This is a genomic window from Pseudomonas sp. R1-18 (assembly GCF_051132095.1).
Taxonomy (GTDB): domain Bacteria; phylum Pseudomonadota; class Gammaproteobacteria; order Pseudomonadales; family Pseudomonadaceae; genus Aquipseudomonas.
Genome location: NZ_CP071658.1, coordinates 4,825,132 through 4,851,251 on the forward strand (window position 1 = coordinate 4,825,132; position 26,120 = coordinate 4,851,251).

A 26,120-nucleotide genomic window follows, 5' to 3' on the forward strand; every position below is an offset into this window, starting at 1 on the left:
GTAAGGCAGGAACGGGTAACATAATAACGTCTCTCGCCATTGTCGTCCCCGCTCATGACTATTACACCCCTGGCTAGCCGCCCCCACGATCATTCGCACTGTGTGCATTCGGCGCTTACCGAAGCCGACACGCTGTGTGCCAGCCAAGGTCTGCGCCTGACCGCCTTGCGCCGTCGCGTGCTGGAACTGGTCTGGCAAAGCCACAAGCCGCTGGGCGCCTACGACATCCTCGCCGTGCTGAGCGACGAAGATGGTCGTCGAGCTGCGCCACCAACGGTTTATCGCGCGCTGGATTTTCTGCTCGAAAACGGTCTGGTTCATCGCATTGCCTCGCTCAATGCATTCACGGGCTGCAATCACCCGACTCACGCGCACCAGGGTCAGTTTCTGATCTGCCGCGAATGTCACGCCGCCATCGAGCTGCAACACCCGGCCATCAGCAACGCAGTGGTCGACGCCGCCGCCGAGGTGGGGTTTGCGGTCGAAGGCCAGACCGTGGAGATCGTCGGCATCTGCTCCGGGTGCAAGGCAGCCTGATGAGCACAGCCTTGATTCGCCTGGAGCAAGTCGCCGTCACGCTCTCCGGGCAAAACGTACTGGACAACATTCAGCTGAGCGTTGAACCGGGCCAGATCGTCACACTGATCGGCCCCAACGGCGCCGGCAAGACGACGCTGGTGCGTGCGGTACTTGGCCTGTTGAAGCCCGACGCCGGAACGGTCTGGCGCAAACCCCGGCTGCGTATTGGCTACATGCCGCAGAAGCTGCACGTCGATCAGACCTTGCCGCTTTCGGTGCTGCGTTTCCTGCGGCTGGTGCCGGGCGTGGATCGCGCCGCCGCATTGGCCGCGCTGGAAGAAGTCGGCGCGGAAAAGGTTATCGACAGCCCGCTGCAAGGTATTTCCGGCGGCGAGATGCAACGTGTCCTGCTGGCTCGGGCGTTGCTGCGCAAGCCCGAGTTGCTGGTGCTCGACGAACCGGTGCAGGGCGTCGACGTCGCCGGTCAGGCCGAGCTCTACAGCCTGATCACTCGCCTGCGCGACCGCCACCGCTGCGGCGTGCTGATGGTTTCCCACGATTTGCATCTGGTGATGAGCACCACCGATCAAGTGGTCTGCCTCAATCGCCATGTGTGCTGCTCTGGCCATCCGGAACAGGTCAGCCACGATCCGGCCTTCGTGGAGCTGTTCGGCAAGAACGCCCAAAGCCTGGCGATCTATCACCATCACCACGACCACGCTCACGATCTGCATGGCGAAGTGGTCAGCGATGCTTCGCCCTCCGCACCGCATCTTCACACTCACGTTCACGGAGACAGCTGCAAGCATGGCTGATTTTCTACTCTATGCCTTGCTCGCGGGCCTGGCCCTTGCCATCGTTGCCGGCCCGCTGGGCTCGTTCGTCGTCTGGCGGCGCATGGCGTATTTCGGCGATACGCTGTCCCACGCGGCGCTGCTCGGCGTAGCGCTGGGTTTTTTGCTGGATGTCAGCCCGACCATCGCAGTGACTTGCGGTTGCCTGCTGCTGGCGGTGCTGCTCGTCACGCTGCAACAGCGCCAGCCGCTGGCGTCCGACACCCTGCTTGGCATCCTGGCGCCGAGCACGCTGTCGTTGGGGCTAGTGGTGCTGAGCTTCATGCATGAAGTACGCATCGATCTGATGGCGTACCTGTTCGGCGACCTGCTGGCGATCAGCCCGACCGATCTGGCCTGGATCCTGGGCGGGAGTGCGCTGGTGCTGGTGCTGATCGTCACGCTCTGGCGGCCATTGCTGGCGATCACCGTGCACGAGGAACTGGCCAGGGTCGAAGGTCTTCCGGTTGCGGCATTGCGCATGACGCTGATGCTGCTGATCGCCGTGGTGATCGCGGTGGCGATGAAGATCGTTGGCGTCCTGTTGATCACCTCGTTGTTGATCATTCCTGCCGCTGCGGCACAGCGTCACGCCCGCTCCCCGGAACAAATGGCACTGGGTGCCAGTCTGTTGGGCGTGACGGCGGTGGCTATTGGTCTATCGTTGTCGTGGTTCAAGGATACGCCCGCCGGGCCATCGATCGTTGTCTCGGCCGCCGCGCTGTTCTTGCTCAGCTTTGTTCTCCCCAAGCGAGCGGTGTAGACTTGCTCGTTTTTTGCGCAAACTAGAGAATCGCAGGATGAAGCCGCTCGCCTCACGCTATCTGCTACTGGTCGCATTTTCCGTCCTGTTGGGCGCCTGTCAGAGTGCGCCCACGGTTGAAACGCCTGTGACCGACAGTCAGCCAGACGGGTTCGCACAGCTTGACCAGAGCATCGCCAGCAACGAACTGGCGACAGCCGAAGAACAGTTGGCGGCGTTGCAAGCCGCTGCGCCCAACGACATTCGTCTGGAATCCTTCCAGCGGCGGCTGGCCGAAGCCTATCTGGCCCGCAGCCAGATCGGTTTGCAGAAAGGTGACATGAACGCCGCCGCCACCGCACTGACCCGCGCGCGCGCCCTGATGCCCAAGGCTCCGGCGCTGACCAGTGGTGTGAATGGCGCCATCGCCCATGCGCGCAAAGCGGAGCTGGAAAAGGCTGAAGCAGAGTTGCAAGCCGCCGAAGCGCGCCGTGTAGCAAAGCTGATCGATCCGACGGCGGAAAGCACCACCATAGATCTCGATATCGGTGACATGGCGCAACTGCGTCGTCAGCTGGACGCTATTGCCGCCGATACCGTGGCATTCAACTGCGAGGCGCTGATACTCGTGCCGCGCACCGATGATTATCCGTGGCTGGCCACTTTGCTGACCAAGCGGGTCACGAAGATCAATCCAGACTTCGAGCTCGAACTGCGCCGGCAGATCGACCGTAACGAGCAAGCCCGCATCGTGCTGACACCTGCAAGACGCTGATCGGCCGTCACCGGCAGCCGCGCGCTTGCGCAAACCTCGCACGATACGCCGCGTAAGTGATGGCCTTATGTCACTTACGCAGGCACGCAACAAATAAATGCTAAGCACCCCAGCCCGGACAGGCTAAAATGCGCGCCCGGCCCAATCCGGCCGGGGTAACGAAGCAAGTGGCACAGTGTCCACTGCGCTGATTTCCCAACGCGCCCCCACAAGGTTCGCTCCGTGATCGAGTTTCATAACGTCCATAAAACCTACCGGGTTGCTGGCAAGGATATACCTGCCCTGCACCCCACCAGCCTGCGCGTCGAGAACGGTCAGGTGTTTGGCCTGATCGGTCACTCCGGCGCTGGCAAAAGCACGCTGCTGCGCCTGATCAATCGCCTCGAAGCTCCGAGCGGCGGGAAGATCGTGGTTGACGGTGAAGACGTCACCGCGCTGGACGCCAATGGTCTGCGCCGTTTTCGGCAACAGGTCGGGATGATCTTCCAGCACTTCAATCTGCTGGCATCCAAGACCGTGGCGGACAACGTCGCCATGCCGCTGACTCTGGCCGGCGACATGCCTCGGGCCCAGATTGACCAGCGCGTGGCGCAATTGCTGGAGCGCGTCGGGCTGTCCGACCACGCCAGGAAGTATCCGGCGCAGCTGTCCGGCGGCCAGAAGCAGCGTGTCGGCATTGCCCGCGCTCTGGCCACCAAACCCAAGATTTTGCTGTGCGACGAGGCCACCAGCGCCCTTGATCCGCAGACGACTGCCTCGGTCCTGCAACTGCTGGCTGAGATCAACCGTGAGTTGAAGCTGACCATTGTGCTGATCACCCACGAAATGGACGTTATCCGTCGGGTCTGCGATCAGGTGGCGGTGATGGACGCAGGCGTGATCGTCGAGCAGGGGAATGTGGCGGACGTGTTCCTGCATCCCAGGCATCCGACCACCAAGCGTTTCGTGCAGGAAGACGAGCAGGTCGACGAGAACGAGCAGCGCGACGACTTTTCCCATGTGCAGGGGCGCATCGTACGTCTGACATTCCAGGGTGAAGCCACCTACGCGCCGTTGCTGGGCACGGTCGCGCGGGAGACCGGCGTTGACTACAGCATCCTCGCGGGTCGTATCGACCGCATCAAGGACACGCCTTACGGGCAGCTGACGCTGGCCATCACCGGCGGCGACATGGACGCCGCCTTTGCGCGCTTCGCGGCCGCGGACGTTCATATGGAGGTCCTGCGCTGATGGACGCTTTTCTGAATCTGTTTTCCAACGTGGACTGGTACGAAATCTGGGTCGCCACCGGCGATACCCTGATCATGCTCGGTGTTTCGCTGGGTTTCACCATCCTGTTCGGCCTGCCACTGGGCGTGCTGATGTTTCTCACCTCGCCGCGCCAGCTGCTGGAAAACAAGCCGCTGTACGCCACGGTCGGGCTGATCGTGAACATGCTGCGGGCGCTGCCGTTCATCATTCTGCTGATCGTGATGATGCCGCTGACGGAAATCATCACAGGCACTTCGCTGGGCATTCTCGGCACATTGCCGCCGCTGATTGCAGGTGCCACGCCGTTCTTTGCCCGTCTGGTAGAGACTGCATTGCGCGAAGTGGACCGCGGCATCATCGAAGCCACTCAGGCGATGGGCGCGACCACGCGGCAGATCATCGTCAAAGCGCTGCTGCCCGAGGCCCGGCCCGGCATTCTGGCTGCGATTACCGTCACCGCTATCGCGCTGGTGTCTTTCACCGCCATGGCGGGCGCCGTCGGTGCCGGCGGCCTGGGCGATCTGGCGATCCGCTACGGCTACCAGCGTTTCCAGAACGATGTGATGTTCGTGACAGTCGTATTGCTATTGGTGCTGGTGCAGATCCTGCAAACCGTCGGAGATCGACTGGTTGCACACTTCACTCATCGTTGATCGATCAGCTGGCAACGGTCCGCTTCGAGCGGACCTTACAAAGGAGTTGTTGCATGAAAAAACTACTGGCCGTATTTGCCGCCGTTACCGCGCTGTCCGCGCAGGCCAACGAAACCCTGACTGTCGCCGCTTCCGCCGTGCCACACGCGGAAATCCTTGAATTTGTGAAGCCGACTCTGGCCAAGGAAGGCGTAGACCTGAACATCAAGGTCTTCAACGACTATATCCAGCCAAACGTGCAGGTGTCCCAGAAGCGTATGGACGCCAACTTCTTCCAGCACCAGCCGTATCTGGACGAGTTCAACAAAGGCAAGAACACCGATCTGGTCGCGGTTGCCAAAGTCCACGTCGAGCCATTCGGTGCCTACTCTGACAAGTTCAAGAAGCTGGAAGATCTGCCAGGCGGCGGGAACGTCGCGCTGCCCAACGACGCCACCAACGAAGGCCGCGCTTTGCTGTTGCTGGCCAAGGCCGGTCTGATCACGCTGAAGGACCCGACCAACATCCTGTCCAAGCCTTCGGATGTCGTGAACAACCCCAAGGACCTGAAATTCCGGGAGCTGGAAGCCGCAACGCTGCCACGCGTGCTGACCCAGGTTGACCTGGCGCTGATCAACACCAACTACGCTCTGGCCGCCAAGCTGGATCCGACCAAGGATGCGCTGGTGATCGAGGGCGCTGAATCGCCTTACGCCAACATCCTGGTCGCCCGCCCGGACAACAAGGACTCGGACGCGATGAAGAAACTGGTCGCCGCGCTGAACAGCCCTGAACTCAAGGCCTTCCTGGTCGAGAAGTACAAAGGCGCAGTGGTTCCGGCGTTCTGATCTTTGGGGTGAGCCCTCTTCGCGAACAAGTTCGCTCCTACAGACCAGCGAGCAACGTCATTTCCTGTCCAGCAACTCCGGCAACTGCGCCACCAGCTTCTGGCCGTTGAGCGGGGCGCGGATAAAGCCGCGCTGTGTTCCGTCCGGGCCGAGCACGGCGAGGTTGCCGCTGTGGTCCACGGTGTAGTTCGGCTTGCTGGTATCGGCCGGAATGAACGGAACACTCACTGCATTGGCGAGCTTCTGGATATCCGCAACCGGCGCGGTCAGGCCAACGTACTGTTTGTCAAAAAAGCCCAGATACTCCTTGAGCCGCTGCGGCGTGTCCCGGTTGGGGTCGACGCTGACCAGCACCACACGAAGCCTGGCTGCATCCTGCGCGGATAACTCACTTCTGACCTGTCGTATCTGTGCCAGCGTGGTCGGGCAGATATCCGGGCAGAACGTGTAACCGAAGAACAGCAGCGTCCACTGGCCTTTCAATTCGTCCACCGCCACCGGCGCGCCGTCCTGATTGGTCATGTTCAGGTCGGGCAGGGTACGACTTTTTGGCAGCAGGATAATCCCTGCGTCGATCATTGCCGTCTGATCGCCGGAGCCTTTGTTCAGCAGTACGCGCTGGACAGTCAGGCCCACGATCAGCGCCACGATGGCGACGAGGATAAATACGGTCTTCTGGGTTCGGGTCATGAATTCGGCAACAGATAGTGGTCGGCGAGCAGAGCGACAAACAATAGCAACAGGTACCACAAAGAGTACTTGAAGGTGGCTATTGCCGCGTGTGGTCGGGTCCCACGGTACAGCACCCAGCTCCACCACAGGAAGCGCAATCCTAATCCTGTCGCGCATAGCAGGTACGGCATGCCGCTCATATGAATCACATAAGGCAGCAGGCTGACCGCAAACAGGATGCAGGTGTACAGCACGATATGAATCTTGGTGTAGTGGTCGCCGTGGGTGACCGGCAGCATCGGAATATCGGCCTTGGCGTATTCGGCCTTGCGATGAATCGCCAGCGACCAGAAGTGTGGCGGCGTCCAGGCAAAGATGATCAGCGTCAGCAGCAAGGGCTCGGCACTCAGTTGGCCGCTGACTGCCACCCAGCCCAGCAACGGCGGCGCAGCACCGGCCAGCCCGCCGATGACGATATTTTGCGGCGTGGCTCGCTTGAGAAAGCCGGTGTAGATGACTGCGTAACCGAGCAGCGAAGCCAGGGTCAGGCCGGCGGTCAGAGGATTGCTGAATCCGAGCAAAACCGCCTGACCGGCCAGTGCCAGCGAGAATGCGAAGGTCAGCGCAGCGTGAGGCGTTATGCGTCCCTGAGCGATTGGGCGTCGGTGGGTGCGGGCCATGAGCGCGTCGATACGCCGGTCCACGACGTGGTTGATCACAGCCGCGCCCGCTGCGCACAGGCCGATCCCGAGGTTTGCGAACACCAGGGCTTTCCACGGAACGCCGTCATGGGTGGCGAGAAACATACCCACGCTTGCAGTCACCAGCATCAGAACCACCACCCTTGGCTTGGTGAGCTCCAGATAATCACGCCATCGTAAAGCACCACGTCGCGGCAAGATCTCGGGCACCATGTCATCGCATCCTTCGGACGGCGTCCGGGTTTATTACCCCGAACAGCCGCCCCGGCGATCCCGCCCGACGCGTCGCTCGTTGCCAAGCCGGAGTGGCCAGCCGGTAATTGATCAGGACCATGCTCAGCAGCAAGACGGCGCCGCCTGCGTTATGGCCCAGCGCGACCGCCAGTGGCAGATGGAACAGCACGTTGCTGATCCCCAGCCCGATCTGCACACACAGCGCCACCATCAGGCAGATTGCCAATCCTCCAAGGCCCGCTCGGCGCAGCCGCCACGCCAGCGTCGACAAGCTGATCAACACCAGCAGCGCGCCGATGCGATGAGTCAGATGGATCGCGGTTCGCGCCTCGCTGTCGAGTTGTCCGCCCAGATAGTTGGGGCCGATATGCTGGCTGAGATGAAAACCGTTGGCGAAGTCCGCGTCAGGCCACAATTGCCCCTGACACGTCGGCAGATCGGTGCAGGCCATGGCTGCGTAGTTGGCGCTGACCCAGCCGCCCAATGCGATCTGCGCGACAACCAGCAGCAGGCCGAGCAACGCAGCCCGTCGCAAGCGCAGGGGATAATCGTGGTGGCGAGAGTCTGAAACGCTCAAACGCAAAGTAAGCACCAACAACAGGCCCAAGGTTGCGAAACCGCCCAGCAGATGCGTCACCACGACTTGCGGCCAGAGCTTGAGGGTCACGGTCAACATACCGAATGCCGCCTGAGTCAGAACCACGCTCCAGATCAGCAGCGGCAGTTTCAATGGCTGTCCTGCTTCATGCCGCCTGCGCCAGGCTTGCAGCGCCAGCGCCAGAATGGTCAATGCCAGTGCGCCGGCAAAGTAACGGTGGATCATTTCGCTCCAGCCTTTTTCAGCTTCCACCGGCGCATCAGGGAAATGCAGTTGCGCGTGAGCAAGTTGCGCGTCGCCTGTCGGCACCATGATGAAGCCGTAGCAACCCGGCCAGTCGGGACAACCCAGGCCGGCATGGGTCAGCCGGGTATAGGCGCCGAGCAGGACCACTACCAGGGCCAGCAATGTAGCCAGCAGTGCGAGACGAAATCCGGGGCGGGTCATGGCGACCTCTCTTTATCCGATGTTCGATAACTTCAGCAGTCGTCGCAGATCGTCGAGCAGGTCCTTGCCTTTCACCTGAGCGCTGTAGCGCAGAACCAGATTACCGTGCGGGTCGATGATCCATAGCTGCGGTTCATCCAGGCCCGGCACGGTCTGCCAGTAACGGCCAAGGTCGAGCGGGTACCGCTTGAGTTCGGCGTATTCGCGCTGCAGCCTCTCGGCAAACTCGGCGCCCGGCGTCTGTCCAGTTGCGAGCCCATGGCTGGCGCGAGCAGCGTCCCGTCCGAGACCGATCTGGACCTGGCGCGCGAGATACACCAACTGTTGGCAGTCCGTCTCGCAGCGCATCGGTGCACTGACCAACAGCTGCCAGCGACGCTCGTCAGCGCTGACGCCAAGATCCGCGCGGCTCTGCCCGGTGGCGATGAGCTGACCGTGATAAGTACGCCCGTCGGGCACCCAGAAACCGAACTGGTACATGCCGGTGGCCAGCATCATCGGAACGATTGCGACCAGACAGAGAAACACCAGCTGCAAACGTCCGCGCCGACGCGCGCGCGGTTCAGAGACGACGGTGGGGTTCATGGGTGCTCCTGTTTTCGGCGGCTATTGGCTGGCGTTGTCTGTTCTGATGCCAGCCCAGATATCCATAGAGCACGAGCAAGGCGGCGGAGAGGGCGAACCACTGCACGGCATACCCGGTATGTTTTTCCGGCCCCATGGCCACCACCGGCCAGTCGACCCGATGGGCCGCGGGTCCTGGCTCCAGCCGCAACGCATGGGGATAACCCTCGCGGCCCAGCTCGATCCATAGTGCCTCGGGCTCTACAGTTGTCACGAGCCTGGGCCAGATGCTGGTCGGTGCATCCGCGCGCAGCTGAAACGCTTTGCCCGGAACGTCATAAACCCAGGCCTCAAGCTCCAGTTGATGAGTCGGAGTGTCGTAAACAGGAGGTACGCGTCGATCTGGCCACGGCAGCCAGCCTCGATTGACCAGCAGCCAAAGGCCGCTGGCGCGGTCCAGAAAAGGCTGCAGCAATTCGACACCGGCCTTGCCGTCACGGATCGCGTTGTCCAGCAGCAGGCTGTGCTCTGGGTCGAAGCGGCCTTTCATGTATAGCCGCCGCCAGGCAGGTTCAGGTGTGTAGAGCATCTGCGCCGCGCTGACCGGCTCGGCAGCGCGGCGCTCCTCGTAATGGCTGAGCATCACGCGCTTTTCTTCGCCTCGGCTCAACTGCCAGAAACCGAGGAATATCAGTGCCGGCAGCATCATCAGCACGATCAGCGTGGGCCAGAACCCGGGCGTGAAGCGTTTCATATCGTCTTCCCGCCTGGCCCTAAAGCCCTGCCTATACTCCAATGCTCCATCGCGATTGCTCCTGGAGATCTCTGATGCTCAAAGCAGCGATTGTTATTATGTTGGCCGCCACGGTAACCAGCCTGTTCAGCGGTCTGTTCTTCCTGATCAAGGACGACAACCGGTCAAACCGACTGGTCAAGGCCTTGGCACTGCGAGTGACCTTCGCAACACTGACACTGGCGCTGATCGCCTGGGGCTTTTACAGCGGACAGCTGGTTTCGCATGTGACGTGGTAGCGCCGCCCGGTCTGCTCACTACAGCACATACACAAAGATGAATAACCCGACCCACACCACATCCACGAAATGCCAATACCAGCTCGCCGCTTCAAACCCGAATTGATGGTCGGCATCGAAATGCCCGCGCAGGATGCGCATCAGCATGACGAACAAGATGAGGGTGCCAATGGTGACGTGAGCACCGTGAAAACCGGTGAGCATGAAGAACGTCGCGCCGTAAATGCCGGAGCCCAGAGTCAGACCCAGCTCGTGATAGGCATGTATATATTCTTCGGCCTGAAGAAAAAGAAACACACAGCCCAGCAGGATGGTCAGCGCCAGCCAACGCTTCAACGCCGTACGATGGCCTTGCTTCAAGGCATGGTGAGCAAAGGTGATCGTGACACTGGAACTGATCAGCAACGCAGTATTGATCAACGGCAATTGCCAGGGATCGATGATGCCTTTGGGCGCCGGGTAGAGTTTTGGGTCGGGTGTATTGAGCATTGGCCAGGTGTATTCAAAGTTAGGCCACAACATGTTCGAGATCGCGTTGGCGCCTTCGCCACCCAGCCAGGGGCCGGACAGAATTCGCACGTAAAAGAGCACACCGAAAAACGCCAGAAAGAAGTTCACTTCGGAAAAGATGAACCACGCCATGCCCCAGCGGAAGGAGCGGTCCATCTGTGCGCTGTACAGTCCCGCCCGGCCTTCCTTCACCACGGCTCCGAACCAGCCGAACATCATGTACGCCACCAGCAGGGCGCCAACGAAGAAAATCATCGGGCCATTCGATTCAGGCCGGGCCGCTTTCAGGTCGTTGAACCATGTGCCCAGGCCATACATCGTTATCAGCAAGGCCAGCGTGCCAATGATCGGCCACTTGCTCTGAGCCGGAACGTAATAGTGTTCGTGAGGCGTCGCCATGGTTGACCTCCATTAACCGCCGTTTCGGGCAGCAGGTGTTGCCGGTGTCTGGCTGGCCGTGATGTCGAACAGCGTGTAAGCCAGCGTGAGGTGTTTCACGTCTGCGGGCAGGTCCCTGTCGATGATGAAACGCACCGGCATTTCGATCCGCTCGCCGGGTTTCAGGCTCTGCTGGGTGAAGCAGAAGCACTCGGTCTTGTGGAAATACGCCGCCGCGGGTCCGGGCGACACGCTTGGAACGGCTTGCGCCGTCATCGGCTTGTCTGTCGGGTTCTGCGCCACGAATATCATCTCGTTGACAGCGCCGGGGTAGACCTCGACCTGCTCGGCCCTGGGATAGAACGCCCAGACCATATTGGCCGCGTTGGTGGACATGAATTGCACGCGCACCTGTCGGGTCTGGTCGACGACCTGCGAACCCTGGTACGCGTCGCCGGTCTTGCCGTTGATGCCGAATGCCTTGCACATCACGTCGTACAGCGGCACCAGGGCAAAGCCGAACGCGAACATCGCCACCACAAGCAGCAGCAGGCGGGGAACGAGCCATTTCACGGAGCGTGAATCGTCCATGGCTTTCACTTCACTTCAGGTGGCGTGGAGAACGTGTGATAAGGCGCGGGCGAGGGCAGGCTCCATTCCAGTCCTTCGGCGCCGTCCCACGGTTTGGCCGGGGCAGGCGGGCCGCCACGAATGGTCTTGATCACGATGAACAGAAACAGCAGCTGCGTGGCGCCGAAGGTAAAAGCGCCGATCGTCGACACCATGTTGAAGTCGGCAAATTGCAGGTTGTAGTCCGGGATACGCCGCGGCATTCCTGCAAGCCCCACAAAATGCATCGGAAAGAACGCCATGTTCATGCCGACGAAGGACATCCAGAAGTGCAGCTTGCCCAGCGTTTCGTCATACATGTGGCCGGTCCATTTCGGCATCCAGTAATAGGCTGACGCGAAGATGCCGAAGATTGCACCGGGCACCAGCACATAGTGAAAGTGCGCGACCACGAAGTAGGTGTCCTGATACTGAAAATCGGCAGGTGCTATCGACAGCATCAGCCCGGAGAACCCGCCGATGCTGAACAGGATCACAAACGCCACCGCAAACAACATCGGCGTTTCGAAGGTCAGCGAGCCTTTCCACATGGTGCTCACCCAATTGAAAACCTTCACGCCGGTGGGCACCGCGATAAGCATCGTCGCGTACATGAAGAACAGCTCGCCCACCAGCGGCACGCCGACTACGAACATGTGATGCGCCCAGACGATGAACGACAGAAAGGCGATGGCGGCCACCGCGTAGACCATCGAGGTGTAGCCGAACAATGGTTTGCGCGAGAAAGCCGGGATGATCGAACTGACCGCACCGAACGCTGGCAGGATCATGATGTACACCTCGGGGTGGCCGAAGAACCAGAACACATGCTGGAACAGCACCGGGTCGCCGCCCCCTGCAGCGTTGAAAAAGCTGGTGCCGAAGTGAATGTCCATCAGCATCATGGTCACGCACCCGGCCAGCACCGGCATGACCGCGATCAGCAGGAAGGCGGTGATCAACCAGGTCCAGACAAAGAGCGGCATCTTCATCAGCGTCATGCCCGGCGCGCGCAGGTTGAGAATGGTCGAGACCACGTTGATCGCGCCCATGATCGAACTGATGCCCATCATGTGGATGGCAAAGATGAAAAAGGTCACGCTTTCCGGCGCGTAGGTAGTCGACAGAGGTGCGTAGAATGTCCAGCCGAAATTGGGCCCGCCGCCAGGGCTGAACAGTGTGGACACCAGCAGCAGAAAGGCTGCGGGCAGCAGCCAGAAGCTGAAGTTGTTCAGCCTTGGCAGCGCCATGTCCGGCGCCCCGATCATCAGTGGAATCATCCAGTTGGCAAGGCCGACAAAAGCAGGCATCACCGCACCGAACACCATGATCAGGCCGTGCATGGTGGTCATCTGGTTGAAGAATTCGGGCTGAACGATTTGCAGGCCCGGCTGGAACAGCTCCGCGCGGATCACCATCGCGAACGAACCGCCAAGCAGGAACATCGTGAAGCTGAACCACAGGTACATCGTGCCGATGTCCTTGTGGTTGGTAGTCAGCACCCAGCGCATCAGGCCTTTGGCGGGACCGTGTGCATGATCGGCGTGTTCGTGGCCATGGTCGTCGATAACTGCGCTCATAATCGGTCTCCCGCTGCGCGATGTCGCTGATTGATCCGGGATTTCATTGTTGCGCCTGCTTGAGCGTGAGCACTTCCTTGGGCGTGATCATGTCGCCTTTGTCGTTACCCCATGCGTTGCGTTCGTAAGTCACGACCGCTGCGATGTCCACTTCCGATAGCTGCTTGCCGAACGCCGCCATGGCGGTGCCCGGCTTGCCGTTGAAAACGATGGCGAGGTGTTCGGCGATGGGGCCGATGGCGATCTTCGAGCCTTTCAGAGCCGGGAACATTGGCGGCAACCCTTGGCCTTCAGGCTGGTGGCAGGCGACGCACACTGTCTGGTAGACCTTTTCGCCCTGGGCGATCAGCTCCTCGCGGCTCCAGTCCTTGCTGGTCAATTCCTTCAGCCGCGCGCTTTCCTGCTTACGCTCGGCCAGCCAGGTGTCGTAATCGGCCTGGGTCCTGACGTCGACCACAATGGGCATGAAGCCATGGTCCTTGCCGCATAGCTCGGTACATTGACCGCGATAGATCCCCGGCTTCTCGACGCGGGTCCAGGCTTCATGGACAAAGCCGGGGACCGCGTCACGCTTGACGGCAAAGGCCGGCACCCACCAGGAATGGATCACGTCGGCACCGGTCACCAGAAAGCGGATCTTCGAACCCACCGGCAGCACCAGCGGCTGGTCGACTTCGAGCAGGTAATGTTCACCTTTGGTTTCGCGGTTCTGGATCTGGTCAGCCGAGGTGGCCAGGTTGCTGAAGAATTCGACATCCTGGCCCAGGTACTTGTAGTGCCATTTCCACTGGTAGCCGGTCACCTGAATGTCTACGTCCGATTCGCTCGCGTCATACATGCTGATCAGCGTACGGGTAGCCGGAATCGCCATCGCCACCAGGATCAGCAGGGGAACGATGGTCCAGAGAATTTCGACGGTGGTGTTTTCGTGAAAATGCGCGGCGGTTTGACCGGTCGCACGGCGATGTACGATCATCGACCAGAACATGGCGGCGAAGACCACTAGACCGATCACTACACAGATCCAGAAGATGATCATGTGCAGATCGAAAACAGCATTGCTGACTACTGAAACGCCAGGCGCCATGTTGGTCGTCCAGGCCGCATGAACCGGACTGAATATCGACCACAGCAAGAAGCTCATCCATACGTGTGGATGTCGCATCATCGCGCGTTCCCCCAAGCTCTAATCATCCCGCAGGGTCAACCTGCGTCGGAGGGAGTGGGCCAAACGATTGCAATGACGTGCCGGTCGAGCACTACACAGTAGCGCTACGGCCATGAGCCGACTTCCTTCAAAGACCGAGTATAGCTACCGCAAGCGGCCGCGCCATGCGAAGGGATTGGCGGCGGCCCGACGGGGCCGGACCGATTATTTTTGATCGACTGCGCCGTATATTGCGCAAATGCAGTTTTTAATAGCCATTACATATAAATGTGTAACGGTTATGACAATTACGTCTTAGCCGTCGGGCCAATCAGGCTACTGTATGACGTTTCCTTACATTTACCTGGTTTTGTGCCGTCAGGAGCAACCATGAACACCGCCGCATTGCGCGAGCTGATTCAACATGCCCATCAACATGAGGCCGCTACCGGTCAGCTACTACGCCAGGTCGCAGCTCAGCTTCCGCACCTTCACCCGGCCATCCATGTTCCTGATGTGGACGCCAAGGGTGCGCTGACGCGCTTCGTCACTGCCTATATCGATCTGGTTCCCGACCTGCTGGACGCCGCTCACGCGGTCGCCGTGGAGGCCGGAATTGAAAGTCAGATCAAGCCGGTTCTGAAGATTGCCGAACACTTTTTCATCGCCCCGCCGGCAATCATGGAAGGCCATGAAGGCCTCGACAGTCTGCTGGACGAAGCCTATCTGGCACACCGACTGGTGGAAGAGGTCAATGACCTGTACATCCGCCATTTCGGCAGGCCGCTGATCCCGTCAAACACCACGGTCGCCAGCGTGATCGCCCACCAATTGATCGGCGAGTCTTTGGCCAATCATCTAGACGAAGCCGTGCATCAGGCGGTCGATCATCTGCTGGATGAAGAAAGCTTCGAGCTCGCATCCGTCGAAGCCTACCGCGAGCGGCTGAGCAGCCCGGACACCGAAGCCGCCTGGAAACGCTGGCCCTGCCTGTCACGCCAACTGGGGGTTGGTCTCGAACTGGAACAGCACGAGCTGTGACAGGAAATGGCGGCGAACCTGTAGGAGCGCCGCCAGTCCGCTCCCCCCGTTGAACCGGTAGGAGCGCGCTTGCCCGCGACGAGGCCGGAACAGTCGCTACATCTCCCGTTTCAGGCAGAACCCGACCCAACGCCGCTGGTGGTATACAACCGGCCTTCCAGCCGGCGTTTCAGACCGCGTGGCTCGATCACCAGCTTCGTGCCATGGGCCGCGTTGGCGCGTCCCCATTCTTCCAGCAGTTCCAGACAGGAATGGTCGATGTAGCTCAGGTTGCTCAGTGGCACATGAACGGTGCTGCCTGCCGGGATGGTGCCCAGCACCTGTGTCAGAGCCGGAACCTTCAGGAAAGTCGCAGCGCCTACCAGACGCAGTTCCAGTTCCTTGTCGGCCTCACGCTCGACCAGGCTGATTTTCAGACGCGATGCCTTGAGCGCCAGCTTGACCAGCGTCAGCCCGAATCCGACCAGCACACCGGTCAACAAGTCGGTAAAGATGATCGCACCAGCCGTCGCGGCATAGGTGAACATCGGCATGCGCCCGTAGCGCCCCAGGCTGCGGAAAGTTTTCAGGTCGACCAGTTTCAGTCCGGTATAGACCAATACGCCCGCCAGGCTGGCTACCGGAATGCTCTGCAATACGCTGGACAGCAATAGCACGAACGCCAGCAGCCACAATCCGTGGAAGATCGTCGACATTCGCGTGGTGGCACCGGCCTGAACGTTGGCCGAGCTGCGTACGATAACGCCCGTCATCGGCAATGCGCCGACGATGCCGCACAGCATGTTGCCCACGCCCTGCGCGCTGAGTTCCTTGTCGAAGTCCGAACGCTGGCCGCTGTGCATGCGATCGACCGCTGCCGCAGACAGCAGGGTTTCGGCGCTGGCGATGAACGCCACGGCGATGGCGGCAATCAGGATCGCAGGGTCGGCCAGGTTCATCAGATCCGCGGGCCGCAGCCAGTCGATGGCGTCGGCGAGGTTGTCAGGCACTTCGACGCGCTTGACCTCAAGCGCCATCAACAGGCTCACCCCCGTGGCAATGCCTACGCCAAGCAGCGCACCAGGCACGAAGCGCAGCGACTGCGGCCGCAGTTTTTCCCAGCTCCACATGATCAGCATGGTTCCCAGGCCGAGCATGCCCGCATACATCCCGCTGCCAGGTCCGACCGCCTGAATCAGAGTGCTCGGGAAGGCCACCAGATTATCCAGCCCCGACGGCTTTGGACCTCCGTCGAACATCACATGCACCTGAGAAAGCACAATCAGCACGCCAATCCCCGCCAGCATGCCGTACACAACCGCCGGAGCAGTTACCCGAAACCAGCAACCGAGTTTGAAGCGACCGGCAAGCACCTGAAGCAGACCGGCCAGCAACAGGATCGGTCCCAGCAGGGCCATGCCATGCTCGCGGACCAGTTCGAAGACCAGCACCGCCAGACCTGCGGCCGGGCCGCTGACCTGCAACGGCGAACCCGCCAGCCAGCCGACCACCAGACCGCCGATGATGCCGGTGATCAGACCCTTGGCCGGAGGCATGCCCGAAGCGATGGCGATGCCCATGCACAGCGGCAGCGCGACAAGGAACACCACCACGGAAGCCAGCAGCTCCCGAGGTAAAACGGATTTCAATTCTGTTGCACCCATGGCACTTCTCCGGGATTTCATCAGACGTGACAAAGCCTGGCGGCGCGCGAAGAGCGCAGCCGCCACAGGCAGAAAAAGGGTTGACCGTCAGTCGTGGATCAAATCAGGCGACTAAAAGCGGGCTTTGGGGGTCGCCATGGGTATCGGGCCGGAACCGTCGAGCGGAATGAAGCGATCCTGTTCGGCGTCATACGCCAGGATTTCGCTGGTCTCGATGCTATAGACCCAACCGTGAATGAACAGCTGACCGCTGGCCATCTTCGCGGCAACGGAAGGGTGAGTACGCAGGTGTTGAAGCTGGGAGATCACGTTTTCCTGGGTCAGGACGCTCATGGTTTCATGCTCGCCTTCGCAGTTGCAGTTCTGCTCGACCACTGTGCGCGCGACCTCGGCATGCCGCAGCCAGGCTTTGACCGTCGGCATCTTTTCCAGACTGTCCGGATTGAGCACCGCACGCATGGCGCCGCAATCGGAGTGGCCGCAAATGATGATGTGCTGCACGCCCAACGCTCCGACGGCATACTCGATCGCGGTGGAAACGCCGCCGTTCATTTGCCCGTAAGGAGGCACTACGTTACCGACGTTACGGGTAACGAACAGATCGCCTGGCGAGCTTTGGGTGATGAGTTCGGGAACGATGCGCGAGTCAGCGCAGGTGATGAACATGGCGCGCGGCTTTTGCGCGGTTGCCAGTTTCTTGAACAGCTCTTGCTGCTGAGGAAACACTTCATGACGAAAATGCATGAAGCCATTCACGATGTGTTGCAACGCTACTTCGGCGCTTTCCGCTTGATCATTGCTTGCCGAAGTAGCCAACGGCTGTTTATCCATGTCTCTCATGTCTGCATCCTCTGACGGATTGATGTGGATTATTCATGCTTCGTGTTGGCCGAACCGGCCGTGACACTTCTTGTCAGGCATGCGTAACAGATCCGTTGATCGCCGCCGGTGGTGTCAATCAGGGTTGCAGGCTAACCCGCCAAGCTTAAATGAAACTGAATGCGACCGCTCTGGAGCGCGGCTTGCGCGAACATTCACAATAATGACATCTGCCTGCCGGGCGGGCAAAAAGCAGTGCAATCGAGCTCCAGGGCATCGCGCCGGTTCAACCCGAGGCGTTTGACCGCCATCGCGTAACGTTGTGCCAGCAGATCCGCGAACGGCCCTTCGCCGCGCATGCGTGAACCGAATCGACTGTCATACAGTTCACCGCCACGGCTCTGACGTACCAGGCTCATGACATGATCCGCGCGTTGCGGGTAATGCGTCTTCAACCATTCGTCGAACAGCGGCGCAACCTCCAGCGGCAAACGCAACATGACATAACTGGCGCTTAACGCGCCGGCTGCCTTGGCTTCGCTCAACAACGATTCGAGTTCATTGTCGTTGATCATCGGGATCATCGGCGCGCACAAAACGCCCACTGGAATACCCGCTTCGCGCATCACCCGTATCGCTCGCAGGCGCGCCTTTGGCGCAGCCGCGCGAGGCTCAAGAATGCGTTTGAGTTCGTCATCCAGCGTCGTCAGGCTGATGAACACCGACACCAGCCGCAACTTCGCCATCTCAGCCAGCAGATCAAGGTCGCGAAGGATCAGCGAACCCTTGGTAAGGATGCTGACCGGATGACGATAGCGCAGCAGGACTTCCAGTGTCGCTCGGGTGATTCGGTGCTCGCGCTCGATAGGCTGATAGCAATCGGTATTGGCACCCAGCGTAATGGGCGCGCATTGGTAGCCGGGTCTGGACAGCTGCTCCTCCAGCAGGGTAGCGGCATTGGTCTTGGCAATCAGGCGGGTTTCGAAATCCAGACCCGGCGACATGTCCCAATAAGCGTGGCTGGGCCTGGCAAAGCAATAAATGCAGCCATGTTCGCAACCTCGATACGGATTGATCGAGCGATCAAACGGGATGTCCGGCGAGCTGTTGCGCGTGATGATGCTCTTGGCCGTTTCAATGGTGACCTGAGTCCCCTGCGTCAGCGGGACTTCCTGATACCAGCCATCGTCCTCGACCACCGAGCGGCTGGGCGCGAACCGGTTATGCGGATTGCTGACGGTGCCGCGTCCGCGGACCGGAGGGGAAATTGACATAATGCAGAGCCTGACCACTGTTCGTACATACAGTATCGCAAGGAGAGCACCTTCTCCAGTAGCTCGCCCGGGAAACCCGCTCAGCCTGACCGATGGTTCAGGGTTGCTGACAAAGTCGGTTCGAAAATCCAGTTACAAGACCGGGCTTGAGCGGATCGTTATTTAATCTTTTACTTCGAGCGCACTCATGGATGAGCGCAAAAACCGATCAGGTCATCAGGCCTGACGAAATCGAAAAGGACTTCAGTTTGAAAACATTATTTGTATGCGGCTTGTTCGCATTGTCGGCTTTTTCCGTTCATGTTCAGGCCGCCAACTTCGCCGACAAAGACAAGCCATTCGACCAGTATCATTGGGTCACGACTCACAATTCCTATGAAAAGATCAACCAGAACCTGGCGGAAATGCCCAGACAACTGCGAGACGGCGTCCGGGGCTTCATGCTGGATTTGTACACCAACGACAAAAAGCAGGGGCTGGAGCGAATCAAGGTTTGCCATAAGACCATCGCTTGCTATGGTCCGCTCGGCGAGCAACTGAAGAATGAATTCATCCCGTTCCTGAAGAGCAACGGGTCTGAAGTCGTGACCATATTTTTCGAAACCTATGTGCAGCGCAGCGACCTGCAGCAAGTGTTCGACAGCATGCCCGAACTGGCGGATTTCACATTCGACCCGGCCAACTTCAACTCGCCGGGCTGGCCGACGCTTAAGGATATGGCCAGCAAGAACAATCGCCTGATTCTGATGACCGACAAGCGCGACGTGAGCGGTAAGTACACCGTAGGCAACAAGACTATCACCGTGCTGTTTGACCGGGACTGGGTTACCCAGAACCATTGGGACACCCTTGGACCGGCAGCTTCCAACATCAAGGCTGCCCACAACTTTTCCTGTCCGACACGCTGGCCTGATATCCCTCTGAACACCCGGACGGTCGCGTCCTCTACGGGCAAACAGTGGAAACGTCTGTTCATGATGAATCAGTTTCATAGCGTGACGTCGACCATTTTCGACTCTGCCGCCTACGACAACAACCTCACCTACTTGATGCTACGCACAGCCAATTGTGGCGTTACCCCCAACTTCATCGCCATCAACAATTACCGCAACGGTGATGCCTTCCCTTACGCCCGGCGCTCAGCAAAGGGGGCGTGTACCTGTGGGAAAAGGAAAATGCGAGCAGGGAAGGCGACACCGTCTGTGTCATTCCCAACGAACCCAGAACCCTTATGCTGCCTACCGCGGGCTGTGAGAAAGATGAAGCACGCTCGATGTCGCTTTCCGGGATCGCAAGTGGAACAAGGATCAAGGTTTACGATAACGGCAGAGGCAGCCTGGCGGATGACTACGCCATCATCGACGTGAAACGCGATATCGGAATCAATGAGGAGGTTATCGTCCCAAGCTTTGAGCGCAGCAGAAACTCCGCCGCCTTTCAGATCGTGAACATCCGCAACAATGGTCTTAACGGCAAGGTTTCCAGAATCGATATTGGCCGCACGCCTGCCAGCTTTGACGACGCGTCGATTGCATTTTATGAGGGCACCAATGCCAGTCAAAATCTAGATTGCACGATTCCTTTCTCTCGAGCGCACAACGTGAAAATGAAAAGCAATCCTTATGGGTGTTCCAACGATGAAGTGAAATCCGCAAAAATCATCAAGGCCAAAGCCGGTGCTTCCTTCACCCTCACAGGGCACCCAGGAGGCGATTTTTCACAAGGGAAAACTACCGTAACCATCAAGCGAAACATTACTTGGCCCGTGGTGATCCCCAGCTTCGACCGCTCCTATGAAAACGCCGATGTAAAAGTCGAAGCCACTCGCTCCATCAACGGCAAGGTCTCATTTGGCTATTTTAACGGCAGCCACTAAGTTACAAGGGAGGGCGTACTGGCGAGCGCGTCCTCAGGATAAACAACGTTTACCAACTGGATAAATAAACACCTGCTATTTCTGTCAGTAGACGACAAAACAGACCCGCGCTACCGTCGCAACTCCGGCTGACCTGGCAACTGGCTTCAGCTAACTTTTACCTGACCGCGAGGTGCGTGATGGCTAAATATGAGGTGCGTTTACTGACTGAAGATGTAGAAGATTTCGATAACCCTGAAGTAACGCTGGAGCTCTATGAAGATGAAGAGCTGCTGTATGACGCGTCGATATTCTCATCCGACAGTGACGGCGAACTCGATGCTGTTGATTGCTCTCGAAAGGAAAACCACAAAGCATTCCTGGAGCTCGCCAAGACTTTCCAGAAAATAAGTTTCGGGCCAGGTCGGTACAATTGAAAAAGGGTTCGTTGCAACAACGAACCCTTTTTTGTACCTGAACGTTCCCATACCGCGGTATGGGAACGATCGCTCTTGGCGGACAGGGTACCGCACATGCTGCAGGGCTTGGTCAGCTCGGATCCACCGGCTTCTTCAGCTTGGGATTGGGAAAGAACTGAACGCCCTGAACCTTGGGATCGGCCGGTTTGACCGCAGCCTTGTTGACCCGAGTGCCCAGCTCTTTCGGGATCGAAAGGCCCTGCTCGTTGAGCGTGTCGCTGTAACCGCAACCCACGCACTCACGATGTGGCACGTCGTTTTCGCTCCACATCATGAGTTTGTCCGGCTCGCTGCACGCCGGGCAGACCGCCCCGGCAATGAACCGCTTTTTGGTGACGACCACTGGTGTGTCGGTCATGCTGCCGCTTCCTCACTCAGACCGCTATGCCGCAAGAGTGCGTCAATCGAAGGCTCGCGTCCTCGGAAGTCGACGAACAGCACCATCGGTGCCTGCGAGCCACCACGGGCCAGAATGGCTTCACGGAAGGCACGTCCGGTTTCGCTGTTGAACACACCGTCTTCCTCGAATTTCGAGAATGCATCGGCGGACAGTACTTCGGCCCATTTGTAGCTGTAGTAACCCGCCGCATAACCGCCGGCGAAAATATGCGCAAAGCTGTTCGGGAAGCGGTTATAGGCTGGCGGTCGCATGACCGAAACCTCGTCGCGGATGCCTTCGAGGACCTGAAGGACACTGCGACCGTCGCCGTGCGTTGCGTGCAGTTCGAAGTCGAACAGCGAGAACTCCAGCTGGCGCACCATCATCAGCCCCGACTGGAAATTCTTGGCAGCCAGCATCTTCTCAAGCAGATCCTGAGGCAGCGGCTCGCCTGTCTGGTAGTGGCCGGAAATCAGCGCCAGGCCTTCGGGCTCCCAGCACCAGTTTTCCATGAACTGGCTTGGCAGCTCGACCGCGTCCCATGCCACGCCGTTAATACCCGAAACGCCCGCGTGTTCGATGCGCGTGAGCAAGTGATGCAGCCCATGGCCGAACTCGTGGAACAGTGTGGTGACCTCGTCATGGGTCAGGAGCGCCGGCTTGCCACCAACCGCTGGCGTGAAGTTGCACACCAGGTTGGCAACCGGGCTCTGCAGAGTGCCTTCGGCTGTGCGGCGACGGTCACGCGCGCCATCCATCCATGCACCACCGCGCTTGTTGGCGCGAGCGTACAGGTCAAAAAAGAAGCGTCCGACGTGCTGGCCGTTTTCCTTGATTTCGAACAAGCGTACATCCGGATGCCAGCTGTCGAAGCCTTTCTGTTCGGTGATTTCGATACCGTACAGACGCTGGACGATAGCGAACAGGCCGGTCAGCACCTTGTCGACCGGGAAGTAGGCGCGCAGCGCTTCCTGCGAAACGCTGTAGCGTTGCTCACGCAGCTTCTCGGCGTAGAAACCGCTGTCCCAGCTTTGCAGATCCGGGCAGCCTTGCTCGGCGGCATAAGCCCTGAGCTGCTTGAGATCCTGTTCGGCAAACGGCTTGCTGCGCTTGGCCAGGTCGCGCAGGAAGCTGAGCACCTGGTCGCTGGACTCTGCCATCTTGGTCGCCAGGCTCAGCTCGGCGAAGTTTGCGTATCCCAGCAGTTGAGCCAGCTCCTGACGCAGGTCGAGGATCTGTTCCATGATCGGCCCGTTGTCGTTCTTGCCGGCATTGGGGCCCTGGTCGGAAGCACGGGTGCAGTAAGCCGCGTAAATTTCTTCGCGTAACGCGCGGTCTTCGGCGTAGGTCATCACTGCGTAGTAGCTGGGGAATTCCAGAGTAATCAGAAAACCTTCCAGACCCTTGGCCTTGGCAGCGGCGGCCATTTGCTCCTTGGCCGATTCGGTCAGCCCGGCAAGCGCCGATTCGTCAGTGACCAGCTTGGTCCAGGCTTGCGTCGCGTCGAGCAGCTGGTTGGAGAACTGGCTACCCAGCTCCGACAATTTGCTCTGCACTTCGGCGTAGCGCTTTTGCTGCTCGGGTGGCAAGTCGATGCCCGACAGACGAAAATCGCGCAGCGCCTGTTCCAGAATGGTTTTCTGACCAACGTCGAAACCTGCGGCCTCGGGACTGTTTGCCAACGCTTCATAGGCCTGAAACAGCGCGCGGTTCTGACCCATTTCGGTAGAGTAGGCGCTCAACGCTGGCAGGCACGATTCGTAGGCCTCACGCAGCTCGGCGCTGTTGCACACGGCGTTGAGGTGGCTCACCGGGCTCCAGGCCGCGCCCAGACGGTCATTGAGCTCGTCCATGGTGAGCACCAGCCCGGCCCAGGTCGGCGTCGTACCCTGACTGGCGAGAATGTCGGCAATGGCGGCACGGTTGTCAGCCAGGATCTGATCGATAGCGGGTTTGACATGCTCGGCGCGAATCGCCGAGAAAGGAGGCAAGTCATACGGTTGCAGAAGAGGGTTGTTCGCGCTCACGGTTTTGCACCTTGGCTGGAAGAAACACTCAGGCATCTTAATTACAATCGACGCCGACCGCAGCATCGAAACCCGGATCATCCACCTATCAATGCCAGAGAAGGAGCCTATCGTGGCCATTCGCAAGTTCCAGGATCACACCCCAGCCCTTGGCGAGCGGGCATTCGTTGACCATTCGGCCATCGTGATCGGCGACGTTGAAATCGGCGCGGACAGCTCGGTATGGCCACTGACCGTCATTCGTGGCGATATGCACCGCATCCGCATCGGCGCGCGCACCAGCGTGCAGGACGGCAGCGTGCTGCACATCACCCACGCCGGGCCGTTCAATCCGGACGGGTTTCCGCTGTTGATCGGCGACGAGGTGACCATCGGCCACAAGGTGATGCTGCATGGCTGCACGGTCGGCAATCGTATTCTGATCGGCATGGGCAGCACCATCATGGATGGCGCGGTCGTCGAGGATGAGGTCATCATCGGCGCCGGCAGCCTGGTGCCGCCGGGCAAGGTGCTGGAAAGCGGGTATCTGTATGTGGGTCGCCCGGTCAAACAAGTCCGGGCGCTCACGGAAAAGGAAATTGCTTTCTTCCCATACAGCGCGGCCAACTACGTGAAACTCAAAGACCTGCATCTGGCCGAAGGTTTCGACCAGCCATGCTGACTTACCCAGAGATCAACACCCCCATGCATTACCAGAACATTCTGTTCGACCTCGATGGCACCCTGACCGATCCCCGATTGGGTATCACCCGCTCGATCCAGTTTGCTCTTGCTCGTCTGGGTATCGACGAACCGGATATCACCCGGCTGGAACACTTCATCGGCCCGCCGTTGTTGCAGGCTTTCATGCAGTTCTACGACATGAATGAGGCCAGGGCGTGGGAAGCGGTGAACCATTATCGTGAACGGTTCAAAGTGACCGGGCTGTACGAGAACATGGTGTTCGAAGGCGTGCCGGAACTACTGGAAACGCTGGCCGGGCAGGGCAGAACGCTCTACATCGCGACCTCCAAGCCCTGGATATTTGCCCGCGAGATCGCCCGGCATTTCGACTTTGCCCGGCACTTCAAACTGATTTACGGCAGCGAACTGGACGGCACCCGCACGGACAAGGTCGAGTTGATCGCCCATTTGTTGGCCGAAGAAAACCTCGACCCGGCCCACACGCTGATGATCGGCGACCGCAAACACGACCTCATCGGCGGCCTGAGCAACGGCCTGGACGTGGCGGCGGTGGGGTACGGGTTTGGCAGTCATGAAGAGCTGTCGGCACAGAAGCCCAATTTCCACTTTGCGACCCTGGCCGATCTGCACCGGGCGTTTCTGTCCTGACACTGCTGACAGGCCTCCTCGCGACCAAGGTCGCTCCTACAAAATTTTTGTGAGAGCCAGCTTGCTGGCGAGGCGGCCTGACCAGGGATTCAAGTGTTGAATCTGTTTGCGGACAGCTCACTCCATCAACGCGCACAACGCTGCCTTGCGCGCTTGTTCGGGCTGGGCGCCGAGCTCTTCCACGGCCTTGTAGAACGCCGGCCAGTCACCCTTAACGCCTCTGAACAATGCCTCGAATGCTGGAACCCACTGGTCGTAGAGACCAAACGGCAACAGCTTGGCGTTGTTCATGGGGCCGTTGACCCAGCCGTCATAGCGCTTGTCACCCGCCCATTGCCCGTCACGCAATCGCCGATACTCGGCACGCAATCGCTCGAACTCAGCCGCCTTGCGAACACGCATGACGTCGGCTGCCAAAGGCTGTCGGTACAAGGTCTGTAACCGTTCGCGGGTGTCCAGCACCAGGCGGATGAACTGATCGCGACGGACCGACTGGGAGACAGTCTCCGGCGTCAGCCCCCGCGCCGTGCGCCACTGGCGAGTGCCCTCCTGCTCGACGAAACTGGCATATGACTCGTTGAAGGCGGTGTCATCCTTCACATAGACACGTTGGTGCGCCAGTTCGTGGAAGATCAACGTGGCGAGGCGCTCATCACCCCAGCTCATCATCGAGCCAAGGATCGGGTCGTCGAACCAGCCAAGCGTCGAGTACGCCTCAACGCCACTCAGGTAGACATCTTTGCCTGTCTGGCGCTGCAGTGCCGCTTCTCCGCGCGCCGCGCCGAGACGGTAGTAACCGCGATACGCCACGCAACCGGCAATCGGAAAGCAATGCGTCACCGGATCGAGACTGAACTCGTCGGTCGCGAAGACGTTCCATACCACATACGGACGACCGAGATCGGCATACAACCGATAGCTTTGGTTATCAGGCAGATGCAGATGGGTACTGGCAAAATCGCGAGCCTGTCGCGCGTGGTCCAGACGTTCACGCAGCCGGGGGTCACGACCGGAGTCGGCAATCACGGCTGCAACCGGTTCCCGAGCGCGCAAGAGCTCCAGTTGGCCACTCGCCAACTGACCGTAGTACGCAACGCTGGAGCATCCACTCAGCAACACAACCAGTGCTGTAGACAGAACTCGCCAACAGCCTGAAACATCAACTCCGGGCATAGAGGGTCTTCGCAATTGAATTCAAT

At 59.6% G+C, this 26,120-nt stretch carries 29 protein-coding genes; 14 read left to right on the forward strand and 15 right to left on the reverse strand.

Annotated features, from left to right (window positions below):
* The first annotated feature begins 54 nt into the window (after positions 1–54).
* The 7 genes from J3P77_RS21915 (at position 55) to J3P77_RS21945 (ending at position 5,600) form a co-directional block, all read left to right on the forward strand.
* Positions 55–537: a Fur family transcriptional regulator gene (locus J3P77_RS21915; protein WP_434678707.1), complete on the forward strand. Its 483-nt coding sequence runs from the start codon at positions 55–57 to the stop codon at positions 535–537.
* Entirely contained in the window at positions 537–1,334 is a 798-nt protein-coding gene (znuC, locus tag J3P77_RS21920; protein WP_434678708.1) for a zinc ABC transporter ATP-binding protein ZnuC, read from the forward strand. Before J3P77_RS21915 ends, znuC begins: the two co-directional genes overlap by 1 nt.
* Complete coding sequence (znuB, locus tag J3P77_RS21925; RefSeq protein ID WP_434678709.1) at positions 1,327–2,115, forward strand: zinc ABC transporter permease subunit ZnuB; 789 nt, start codon at positions 1,327–1,329, stop codon at positions 2,113–2,115. Before znuC ends, znuB begins: the two co-directional genes overlap by 8 nt.
* 37 nt (positions 2,116–2,152) lie before the next feature.
* A complete protein-coding gene (locus J3P77_RS21930) occupies positions 2,153–2,869 on the forward strand; it encodes a PA5502 family lipoprotein (protein WP_434678710.1) in 717 nt (238 codons plus the stop codon).
* A 222-nt stretch (positions 2,870–3,091) separates the two neighbouring features.
* Positions 3,092–4,099 carry a methionine ABC transporter ATP-binding protein gene (locus J3P77_RS21935; RefSeq protein ID WP_434678711.1) on the forward strand — a complete coding sequence of 336 codons (1,008 nt, stop codon included), beginning with the start codon at positions 3,092–3,094 and terminating at the stop codon, positions 4,097–4,099.
* Positions 4,099–4,773 carry a methionine ABC transporter permease gene (locus J3P77_RS21940; protein WP_434678713.1) on the forward strand — a complete coding sequence of 225 codons (675 nt, stop codon included), beginning with the start codon at positions 4,099–4,101 and terminating at the stop codon, positions 4,771–4,773. Before J3P77_RS21935 ends, J3P77_RS21940 begins: the two co-directional genes overlap by 1 nt.
* A 53-nt stretch (positions 4,774–4,826) precedes the next feature.
* Positions 4,827–5,600: a MetQ/NlpA family ABC transporter substrate-binding protein gene (locus J3P77_RS21945; RefSeq protein WP_434678715.1), complete on the forward strand. Its 774-nt coding sequence runs from the start codon at positions 4,827–4,829 to the stop codon at positions 5,598–5,600.
* Between the two features lie 57 nt (positions 5,601–5,657).
* Here J3P77_RS21945 and J3P77_RS21950 read toward each other — a convergent pair whose 3' ends face one another.
* Genes J3P77_RS21950 through J3P77_RS21970 form a run of 5 tightly spaced genes read right to left on the reverse strand, consistent with a single transcriptional unit; the run spans position 5,658 to position 9,570 of the window.
* A complete protein-coding gene (locus tag J3P77_RS21950) occupies positions 5,658–6,290 on the reverse strand; it encodes an SCO family protein (RefSeq protein ID WP_434678717.1) in 633 nt (210 codons plus the stop codon).
* Complete coding sequence (gene cyoE, locus J3P77_RS21955; RefSeq protein ID WP_434678719.1) at positions 6,287–7,186, reverse strand: heme o synthase; 900 nt, start codon at positions 7,184–7,186, stop codon at positions 6,287–6,289. Before cyoE ends, J3P77_RS21950 begins: the two co-directional genes overlap by 4 nt.
* A gap of 1 nt (position 7,187) precedes the next feature.
* The gene (locus tag J3P77_RS21960) at positions 7,188–8,252 is read right to left on the reverse strand and encodes a COX15/CtaA family protein (RefSeq protein ID WP_434678721.1); all 1,065 of its coding nucleotides are present in this window, start codon (positions 8,250–8,252) and stop codon (positions 7,188–7,190) included.
* Between the two features lie 12 nt (positions 8,253–8,264).
* Positions 8,265–8,837 carry a hypothetical protein gene (locus J3P77_RS21965; RefSeq protein WP_434678723.1) on the reverse strand — a complete coding sequence of 191 codons (573 nt, stop codon included), beginning with the start codon at positions 8,835–8,837 and terminating at the stop codon, positions 8,265–8,267.
* Positions 8,815–9,570, reverse strand: coding sequence for an SURF1 family protein (locus J3P77_RS21970; protein WP_434678725.1), 756 nt, complete (start codon positions 9,568–9,570; stop codon positions 8,815–8,817). The genes J3P77_RS21965 and J3P77_RS21970 overlap by 23 nt, the downstream gene beginning before the upstream one ends.
* Positions 9,571–9,644: 74 nt before the next feature.
* Here J3P77_RS21970 and J3P77_RS21975 point away from each other — a divergent pair, with 74 nt between their 5' ends.
* Positions 9,645–9,848: a twin transmembrane helix small protein gene (locus J3P77_RS21975; RefSeq protein ID WP_434678727.1), complete on the forward strand. Its 204-nt coding sequence runs from the start codon at positions 9,645–9,647 to the stop codon at positions 9,846–9,848.
* A gap of 18 nt (positions 9,849–9,866) precedes the next feature.
* On the opposite strand, the gene J3P77_RS21980 is transcribed toward J3P77_RS21975, so the two are convergent.
* Genes J3P77_RS21980 through coxB form a run of 4 tightly spaced genes read right to left on the reverse strand, consistent with a single transcriptional unit; the run spans position 9,867 to position 14,093 of the window.
* A complete protein-coding gene (locus tag J3P77_RS21980; RefSeq protein WP_434678729.1) occupies positions 9,867–10,757 on the reverse strand; it encodes a cytochrome c oxidase subunit 3 in 891 nt (296 codons plus the stop codon).
* Between the two features lie 12 nt (positions 10,758–10,769).
* On the reverse strand, positions 10,770–11,327 hold the full coding sequence (locus J3P77_RS21985) for a cytochrome c oxidase assembly protein (protein WP_434678731.1): 558 nt from the start codon (positions 11,325–11,327) through the stop codon (positions 10,770–10,772).
* Between the two features lie 5 nt (positions 11,328–11,332).
* Positions 11,333–12,925 (reverse strand): cytochrome c oxidase subunit I, encoded by a 1,593-nt coding sequence (gene ctaD / locus J3P77_RS21990; protein WP_434678733.1) that lies wholly within the window; start codon positions 12,923–12,925, stop codon positions 11,333–11,335.
* Positions 12,926–12,968: 43 nt separating this feature from the next.
* Complete coding sequence (coxB, locus tag J3P77_RS21995; protein WP_434678735.1) at positions 12,969–14,093, reverse strand: cytochrome c oxidase subunit II; 1,125 nt, start codon at positions 14,091–14,093, stop codon at positions 12,969–12,971.
* Between the two features lie 369 nt (positions 14,094–14,462).
* Between coxB and J3P77_RS22000 the strand changes: the two genes are divergently transcribed.
* On the forward strand, positions 14,463–15,113 hold the full coding sequence (locus J3P77_RS22000) for a hypothetical protein (RefSeq protein ID WP_434678737.1): 651 nt from the start codon (positions 14,463–14,465) through the stop codon (positions 15,111–15,113).
* 110 nt (positions 15,114–15,223) lie between these two features.
* Here J3P77_RS22000 and J3P77_RS22005 read toward each other — a convergent pair whose 3' ends face one another.
* From J3P77_RS22005 to J3P77_RS22015, 3 genes are all read right to left on the reverse strand, one after another.
* The gene (locus J3P77_RS22005) at positions 15,224–16,756 is read right to left on the reverse strand and encodes a SulP family inorganic anion transporter (RefSeq protein ID WP_434678739.1); all 1,533 of its coding nucleotides are present in this window, start codon (positions 16,754–16,756) and stop codon (positions 15,224–15,226) included.
* A gap of 111 nt (positions 16,757–16,867) precedes the next feature.
* Entirely contained in the window at positions 16,868–17,596 is a 729-nt protein-coding gene (locus J3P77_RS22010) for a carbonic anhydrase (protein ID WP_434678741.1), read from the reverse strand.
* Positions 17,597–17,790: 194 nt separating this feature from the next.
* Complete coding sequence (locus J3P77_RS22015; RefSeq protein ID WP_434678743.1) at positions 17,791–18,849, reverse strand: PA0069 family radical SAM protein; 1,059 nt, start codon at positions 18,847–18,849, stop codon at positions 17,791–17,793.
* 191 nt (positions 18,850–19,040) lie between these two features.
* Between J3P77_RS22015 and J3P77_RS22020 the strand changes: the two genes are divergently transcribed.
* The 3 genes from J3P77_RS22020 (at position 19,041) to J3P77_RS22030 (ending at position 21,141) form a co-directional block, all read left to right on the forward strand.
* On the forward strand, positions 19,041–20,216 hold the full coding sequence (locus tag J3P77_RS22020) for a hypothetical protein (RefSeq protein WP_434678745.1): 1,176 nt from the start codon (positions 19,041–19,043) through the stop codon (positions 20,214–20,216).
* Entirely contained in the window at positions 20,213–20,725 is a 513-nt protein-coding gene (locus J3P77_RS22025; protein WP_434678747.1) for a hypothetical protein, read from the forward strand. Before J3P77_RS22020 ends, J3P77_RS22025 begins: the two co-directional genes overlap by 4 nt.
* Positions 20,726–20,904: 179 nt before the next feature.
* Positions 20,905–21,141 carry a hypothetical protein gene (locus J3P77_RS22030; RefSeq protein WP_434678748.1) on the forward strand — a complete coding sequence of 79 codons (237 nt, stop codon included), beginning with the start codon at positions 20,905–20,907 and terminating at the stop codon, positions 21,139–21,141.
* A gap of 112 nt (positions 21,142–21,253) precedes the next feature.
* Here the strand turns inward: J3P77_RS22030 and J3P77_RS22035 are convergent, their stop codons facing one another.
* Both J3P77_RS22035 and prlC read right to left on the reverse strand, forming a co-directional pair.
* Entirely contained in the window at positions 21,254–21,541 is a 288-nt protein-coding gene (locus J3P77_RS22035) for a YheV family putative zinc ribbon protein (protein WP_434678750.1), read from the reverse strand.
* On the reverse strand, positions 21,538–23,589 hold the full coding sequence (gene prlC / locus J3P77_RS22040; protein ID WP_434678751.1) for an oligopeptidase A: 2,052 nt from the start codon (positions 23,587–23,589) through the stop codon (positions 21,538–21,540). Before prlC ends, J3P77_RS22035 begins: the two co-directional genes overlap by 4 nt.
* A gap of 112 nt (positions 23,590–23,701) precedes the next feature.
* On the opposite strand from prlC, the gene J3P77_RS22045 reads away from it, so the two are divergent.
* Complete coding sequence (locus tag J3P77_RS22045; RefSeq protein ID WP_434678752.1) at positions 23,702–24,250, forward strand: gamma carbonic anhydrase family protein; 549 nt, start codon at positions 23,702–23,704, stop codon at positions 24,248–24,250.
* 23 nt (positions 24,251–24,273) lie between these two features.
* Complete coding sequence (locus J3P77_RS22050; RefSeq protein WP_434682100.1) at positions 24,274–24,921, forward strand: HAD family hydrolase; 648 nt, start codon at positions 24,274–24,276, stop codon at positions 24,919–24,921.
* Positions 24,922–25,038: 117 nt separating this feature from the next.
* On the opposite strand, the gene J3P77_RS22055 is transcribed toward J3P77_RS22050, so the two are convergent.
* Positions 25,039–26,094, reverse strand: coding sequence for an aminopeptidase (locus J3P77_RS22055; protein ID WP_434678753.1), 1,056 nt, complete (start codon positions 26,092–26,094; stop codon positions 25,039–25,041).
* Positions 26,095–26,120 lie beyond the last annotated feature (26 nt).